Source organism: Verrucomicrobiota bacterium (assembly GCA_039192515.1).
Classification (GTDB): domain Bacteria; phylum Verrucomicrobiota; class Verrucomicrobiia; order Methylacidiphilales; family JBCCWR01; genus JBCCWR01.
The window spans coordinates 1-2,174 of sequence record JBCCXA010000098.1; the positions used below are offsets into that span (position 1 = coordinate 1).

4 protein-coding genes are annotated in these 2,174 nt (G+C 40.4%); 1 reads left to right on the top strand and 3 read right to left on the bottom strand.

Annotation, left to right across the window (positions count from 1 at the left end; genetic code table 11):
* A partial coding sequence (locus tag AAGA18_16155; GenBank protein ID MEM9446874.1) for a hypothetical protein occupies positions 1-359 on the bottom strand: 359 nt, incomplete at its 3' end.
* A gap of 162 nt (positions 360-521) precedes the next feature.
* On the opposite strand from AAGA18_16155, the gene AAGA18_16160 reads away from it, so the two are divergent.
* Complete coding sequence (locus AAGA18_16160) at positions 522-872, top strand: helix-turn-helix transcriptional regulator (GenBank protein ID MEM9446875.1); 351 nt, start codon at positions 522-524, stop codon at positions 870-872.
* A 27-nt stretch (positions 873-899) separates the two neighbouring features.
* Here the strand turns inward: AAGA18_16160 and AAGA18_16165 are convergent, their stop codons facing one another.
* A complete protein-coding gene (locus AAGA18_16165) occupies positions 900-1,289 on the bottom strand; it encodes a hypothetical protein (protein MEM9446876.1) in 390 nt (129 codons plus the stop codon).
* A partial coding sequence (locus AAGA18_16170; GenBank protein ID MEM9446877.1) for an RHS repeat-associated core domain-containing protein occupies positions 1,256-2,174 on the bottom strand: 919 nt, incomplete at its 5' end. The genes AAGA18_16170 and AAGA18_16165, both read right to left, overlap by 34 nt.

Sequence of the window (2,174 nt, forward strand, 5' to 3'; positions counted from 1 at the left end):
ATCTCATCTTCTGTCAGCATCTTCCTTTTGTCCAGGGCAGTGATTTCCTTTTCTCTTTCTTCCAGTCGGTGAGCTTCCAGTAAGTCAATGAGGTCCATGAGCGCAGCTGCTATGATGCTCGTCCCGATTTCTAACCTTTCCGCTACCATTCGCACCAGCTTATCTACCTGCAGACTGTTGTACAAGTCCAAGTTGTGGCGTAAGCTCAGATGCTCTACTTTGATTTTCAGTGTTACTCGCATTCGATCTAGTATGTCAGTCCTGATCCCGCCCAAGATGGCTATTTCGATCATGTCGTGTTCGTAGAGGATGTGATCTGGATTTGAGGTGTCTAAGTGTCTTTTTTCTGGTAGCTGCATAAAATATTTTTTTTGCGACTTATAAGTAGCATAATGCTACATAAATGCAAATTAATTTCCAATCAATATGCAGTATAATATCTCTTTTAAGTAGCATTTTCTTAGATATTCTATTACTCATTCGCTACTTTTAGCCCATTCAAAACTGTTTTAATAGCATTTATGAGCACTCTTGGAGACAGAATAAAACTTAGAAGAAAAGAGCTTGGTATGTCGCAATCTGAGCTTGCAGATAAGGTGGGTATCTCTTACGCCCAGATTGGACGATACGAGACTAAAGACGTACAGCCACCGGCTAAGACACTCACAACCATTGCAGATGTATTGAGTGTTTCTCCTGATTTCCTACTCTATGGCTCTACGGATGAAAAGGCTAAAACTCGTCTCTCTGATCCTGAACTGATCAATCAATTCAAGGCCATTGAAGCAATGGACGAGGACGATCGCAATGTGGTTAAAAAACTGATCGATGCTTTTATCACTAAAAAGCATGTGCAGAAGCTGGCGCAATAAAAAACCCTGCCGAAGCAGGGTCTAGGATCAAGAACTTTTTAATAAACGACTATCTCTGAAAAGATTAAAAACTGTCAGAGCTATCAGTATCCATTGTATAGTAAAGGTTATTCTTACTCTGGGATCACCTCCTTCATCTGCAAACCAGTAAAATTTCAGATTTAATAGATGAATAACCAAAACTGCAAAATTCAATACTAAAGCCCATTTAGCCACTGATGTGGAAGGCTTAGTAATCATATAAATCAGTGAGGCTAATGCACCAATCGTAACAACCATGTAAAGCAATTCTATTGGGCTTCCGTAAGCGAAGTATGTAGCAATCACGGGCAATAACGATAGTGCCACAATGAGATAAACGATCTTCTTGAATATTTGCATAGCTAGTCTTGTATTGAGGTAAATTGTAAGTTCCATTCTTCGAGCGTAAAGTTTTGATCGCCTACGCTGATACCCGTGAAGTTGCCATTGTTGTCTATGTTGATATTGAAGTTTGCATTGATCATTTCCCTGTAATTATCTCCCCATAAGCTCTGCAAAACACTACCGCTTAAAGAACTTACCCCGATAAATGCTGAGTTGCCTGATTGATCAACCAGGAACGCTTCCGCATTGGGGAAATTATCACCAGTAATATTGGCTCCAATTGACAATACCCCATTATCTAAGTCTTCAGTAATTGAAAAATTTGAGTGAACATTAATATCAGGAGTCAGAAAACCAGGTGTCAAAGGATTTGCTCCCTTATAGCCCGTTGAGATATTATATGATCCATTTTCTCCTGTAACATCAAAATGAGTTTCGTTGGGATTTTCATGGCCAATAACCATTGAGAATGGCAAGGGAACCTGACCAGTAGATGAAGCAACAAATCCGGCAGGATGCATAGAAAAGTTATTATCAAACCCTCGATTTGATGATTGCCCTGTATTCGGATTAAACGTAAATCTTTGAGCGATCCTTGCTGAAGCACTCGGGTTATTAGAAAATCCTCGGTTATCACCCATAAATCCACCTCCAAAAGTAGCATCAGGATGGAATGATCTTATATGGAACGTATAAGGAAAAGCACCATCGGGGTCGATGAAAAGCACAGGGTTTCCAAGTGCATAATTATATGGAGACCAGCTACTCAACTCATCTGACAACGGATCGGGACTCATCCATCTCATTAATGCAGGATCATAAAACCTTGCCCCAAAGTCATAAAGCTGCGTTTCCGGCAGTAATTCCTTTCCGTTGAACTTGTAGTATTGGGCTGTACTCGCTGTCCTGGTATAGCTATTAAAGGTTAAACCGCCG

Coding starts and splice junctions, on each gene's coding strand:
- AAGA18_16160 (MEM9446875.1), top strand. CDS start 522: ATGAGCACTCTTGGAGACAGAATAAAACTTAGAAGAAAAGAGCTTGGT.
- AAGA18_16165 (MEM9446876.1), bottom strand. CDS start 1,289: ATGGAACTTACAATTTACCTCAATACAAGACTAGCTATGCAAATATTC.